1 protein-coding gene and 1 pseudogene are annotated in these 2,748 nt (G+C 40.6%); both read right to left on the bottom strand.

What is annotated here, in order from left to right:
- Positions 1 to 1,496: pseudogene (locus IM322_RS12195) on the bottom strand (protein kinase domain-containing protein); the annotation flags it as partial.
- A gap of 336 nt (positions 1,497 to 1,832) precedes the next feature.
- Positions 1,833 to 2,459 (bottom strand): TetR/AcrR family transcriptional regulator, encoded by a 627-nt coding sequence (locus IM322_RS12190; RefSeq protein WP_286827025.1) that lies wholly within the window; start codon positions 2,457 to 2,459, stop codon positions 1,833 to 1,835.
- Positions 2,460 to 2,748 lie beyond the last annotated feature (289 nt).

Below are 2,748 nucleotides of genomic sequence, written 5' to 3'. Positions count from 1 at the left end.
ATCGGGACTATATACTACTGACAAAACCCAGCTAGAATGACCAGTAAGGGTACGCAATTCTTTTCCTGTTGCTACCTCCCAAATTTTGATAGTATCGTCACTACTCCCACTAGCTAAATAGCGGCCATCGGGACTATATACTACTGACGTAACCATGTCAGAATGACCAGTAAGGGTTTTATAAAGAAAGGGAGTAAGCTAAACGGCTTTTACTTCGGATCACCGATATAGACTCCAAAAGGGTTATAGCTATTGGATCATGCAGGTTAAGCGCCGTTTAGCTTATCAACTAGGCCAGAAATCAAAAATTGAGGAGTAACCGGAAATCTTTTATATTTTAAATAACCGTAACCTTGGGTTATTCCTATCCCTAATAACAAAACTCCACCAATAGCTATCATTCTGTTTCTCAGATTATTCTTTTTAACCGGTTGTGCTGGTGTTTTTTTTGGTACAGGTACAGGTAAAACCGGCGGAGAAGGATTAATCTTAGGCATAACCGGCGGTTGTTTTTGAGTTACAACAGGCTGCGGATTTGGTGCTGGTGGAGATGGTCTCTTAGGAGTTGTAGGAGGTAACTTTAACTGCTGTTCAATCTCATCCAAACGTTGTAAAATAAACCTAGTATTAGCTGGTCTATTCTTGGGCAATCTTCCCATTAACTCGTCAATAAAATCCAACAATAACGGGTGAATATTTTCGGTTTCTTCTCGCCAAGATAAAACATCATTAACCGCATCATAAATGTCTAAAGGATGTTTTCCGGTTAATAAATGTACAAAAGTTCGTCCTAAAGCATAAAAATCTGATTGAATCACTGCTTGACCATGTTGTTGTTCATTGGGTGTATATCCGGCAGAGGTAATACCTGTTACTTGTTGACCTTTTACCTTTTGGTGATAGGTTTGGGTTTCTTCCCTTGCTGTGCCAAAATCAATTAACACCAACTCGCCACTATTCCGCAGCATGATATTAGGGGGTTTAATATCACGATGCAGCCAGTTTTGTTGATGAATTTTATCGAGAATTAAAGTAATTTCTCTCAGCCATTTTAAGGCTCGTTTTTGACTTAAATTATCATACTGCTTTAGCCACTGTTCTAAATTAATCCCCTCCACTTTTTCCATGACTAAACAGTGTAATATTTTCCCCTCTCTCGTGGAATATTGAAAATAGGCATCCCCTCGAGGAACACCGGTCACATTTTGACGACTTAACTCTAATAAAACGTCATATTCCCGTTTAAATAATTCCACTGCCTTCGGTTCATTATTCCATTTTTCTTGTAATACCTTGAGGATTTTGGCCGTAAAACCCTCAAAAGCCTCATAAACAACCCCAAAACCAGTCGTATCACTCAATAACCGACTTACCCTATATTGACCATTTAATAACAATTGAGATCCGCAACTTTGACAGTAACGAGTATTCGAGTTATTATTACTCGGATGCTCCGGTTGAGAACAATCGGGATTAATGCAGTAACAGGGTTTCATCTCGGCTATCAGTTATTTTAAGTAGGCCGGCAAAATAAATTTACTAGGGAAGATAGGCAAGAGGCAATAGGCAAAAGCTTTATCGAAATGTGTAATTAATTTTGCGTGCGGTACTTATCGGGTGAATAATTGAAAGTTGCCCCTCCCTGCCGTTGAAAGAATTTTATCATAAGTAAGCTATAGTCATTTCAATTAAGATTGAGAATATCAATCCCAGATTTTGCTAGACTGTATCAGACTTATCTGAAATGACTATAAAACGCATTTTAACCGCCTATCCTTAGATTAGCTGTCTCGGAGTCTCGGAGTCTCGACTAGGAAATTAATTTTGCCGGCCTACTTAACTAACACTCCATTCAGAAAAATTTCGGCAATACCTTCGGCCATTTCCTGTAAAGCAAGGGGGGAAGCATTGGCATCTAAAATAGTTTCAGTGGAAAAACCGGCAATTGCGAACATTCCTAGAAAAACTTGGGCGACAATTTTCGGATTCATGGGACGATAGATACCACGATCGATCGCTGTTTGAAAAAAAGCCTCGGCCACATCGGTCATTTTAGCAATTACCTCCGATTGAATTCGGTCTTTTAATTCCGGGTGAAATTGCGCCTCTATAAAACAAACTCGCAATAAATCGCTATTTTCTCGCATTCTCAACACCCTACGTCGCATCACCTGCGCTACCGCTTTATAACTGCCCATTTCGCTCAATTCCGTCAGCAAGTCGGTGAGAATATCCACCCATCCCCTAGTGGCCACTTCAATTAAAATCGCCTTTTTGTTGGGAAAATAACGAAATAAAGTTCCTTCTGCCACATTTGCCTTTCCTGCTAGGTCTTTGGTCGTGGTTCCTTCATAACCCTTAGCGGCAAATAAACGTAAAGCGGCCTGTAGAATACGACTACGGGTATCTTCTTCCCCAGAATTGGTCTGAGTTAGGGAACGTTGAAAAAGACTTTGCATAATTATTGACAGCTAGAACGGGATAGAGCCATTGTCATCTATCAAGTTAGGTGTTTACGCAAATGCTTCATAAAATTTTGAGTAATTGGGGCAACTTGGCCTTCAACAACGAGCGCAGCCGCTTGACAATCGGCTAAGTTCAGCCATAAATAGGGTCTGCTGAAAAAGTTTTTCGGTGGGGGTTGGGGGTTGGGGGTTGGGGGTTGGGGTGTGGGGTGTGGGGTGTGGGGTTTTACCCATTTTCAGGTGGTCAATTACCTAATTTTCAGGGAAAAAGTCCCTGAATTTT

It is taken from the genome of Microcystis sp. M109S1 (assembly GCF_020247025.1).
Taxonomy (GTDB): domain Bacteria; phylum Cyanobacteriota; class Cyanobacteriia; order Cyanobacteriales; family Microcystaceae; genus Microcystis.
The sequence above is the reverse complement of the archived record's forward strand: the minus strand, read 5'-3'. Positions and strand labels throughout refer to the sequence as shown.